This window comes from Acinetobacter sp. KAM396 (assembly GCF_021602765.1).
Taxonomy (GTDB): domain Bacteria; phylum Pseudomonadota; class Gammaproteobacteria; order Pseudomonadales; family Moraxellaceae; genus Acinetobacter; species Acinetobacter towneri_A.
Genome location: NZ_BPPH01000082.1, coordinates 1 through 1,373 on the forward strand (window position 1 = coordinate 1; position 1,373 = coordinate 1,373).

The 1,373-nt window shown below is 41.0% G+C and carries 1 protein-coding gene; it reads left to right on the plus strand.

Going from position 1 to position 1,373, the window contains the following annotated elements; genetic code table 11:
* The first annotated feature begins 275 nt into the window (after positions 1-275).
* Positions 276-1,250: a calcium/sodium antiporter gene (locus L6C30_RS14555; protein ID WP_019838459.1), complete on the plus strand. Its 975-nt coding sequence runs from the start codon at positions 276-278 to the stop codon at positions 1,248-1,250.
* The last annotated feature ends 123 nt before the right edge of the window (positions 1,251-1,373 follow it).

Consider the following 1,373-nt stretch of genomic DNA (forward strand, 5'->3'; position numbering starts at 1 on the left):
CCAAAGAATGATTTCGCCCTGAAAATGCCGACCATGGAAAGGATTCATATGCTGCACCTTTAGCTAAAACAGTCTTCAGCTTACCATTCGTGGTTATTTGCAACAGTGCCAGACTGAATGAGACATTAAGGACTTCAAAGTATAAAAAACAATAATACCTTTCCTCATAATTGCGCTGGTTGCTTATGCTACTATAAAACTGAGCCTTCTATTGCTCAATTTTTTATGCCCATTTTTCTTAACGATTACTCTAATTTTTATAAGGAAACGCACTGATGTGGTTAGCAATGCTAGCAGTAGTAGTAGTAGGTCTAGCAATCTTGGTTTGGAGTGCTGATGTTTTTATTGATGGTGCCGTCGCTTTAGCTAATAAGCTGAATGTACCCAGCTTTTTGATTGGTGTCATCATTCTAGGTGTAGGCACTTCATCACCAGAGATGATAGTGTCCATGTTAGCTGCTTTAGAAGGTAGCCCTGGGCTGGCATTGGGTAATGCTTATGGTTCTAACATTGTTAATATCGCCTTAGTATTAGGCGCAACGGTATTAATAAGTCCAATTATTATCCGAAAAAGTATTATCAATCGTGATATGCCTTTACTACTGTTGGTGACGGCAGTAGCTGCTTGGCAATTAAGCGATGGTGTCTTAGGTAATACCGACGGTATAGTATTGATAGTGCTTCTAGTCGTTGTCTTAGGCATACAAATCATCTTGAGCATGCGTGAAGGCAACCACGAACATGAAGACGATACTGTAGAAGAAACTGCAAAGGCTGAACACAGTATGGCACAAGGTTTAGGTAGGTTATTTCTTGGTTTGTTCGTATTAATACTAAGCTCGCGCGCTATCGTTTGGGGCGCTACTGAACTTGCTACTTTATGGGGCTTGAGTGAGCTTATCATTGGTCTCACTATCGTCGCTATCGGTACGTCACTGCCTGAATTAGTTGCGAGCTTGTCGGCCGCACGTAAAGGTGAGCATGATATGGCTTTGGGTAATATTATAGGCTCTAACGTTTTTAATACTTTAGGAGTCGTAGGTATAGCAGCACTCATTGCGCCTATTACTCCGAGTAGCATTATTCTGTCGCGTGATATATTAGCGATGAGTCTCTTAACCTTACTACTGTTTGTGATGTGTCTATTTGCATTTAAAACCAAGCGTGTATTCGGTCGTACTTCTGGCACTACTTTAGTACTATTTTTCGTCGGCTATACTGTCTGGTTAATTCAGACGGTCAGTCTGTAGCAAGTTACTAATAATGGCACTGTTGCAAATAACCACGAATGGTAAGCTGAAGACTGTTTTAGCTAAAGGTGCAGCATATGAATCCTTTCCATGGTCGGCATTTTCAGGGCGAAATCATTCTTT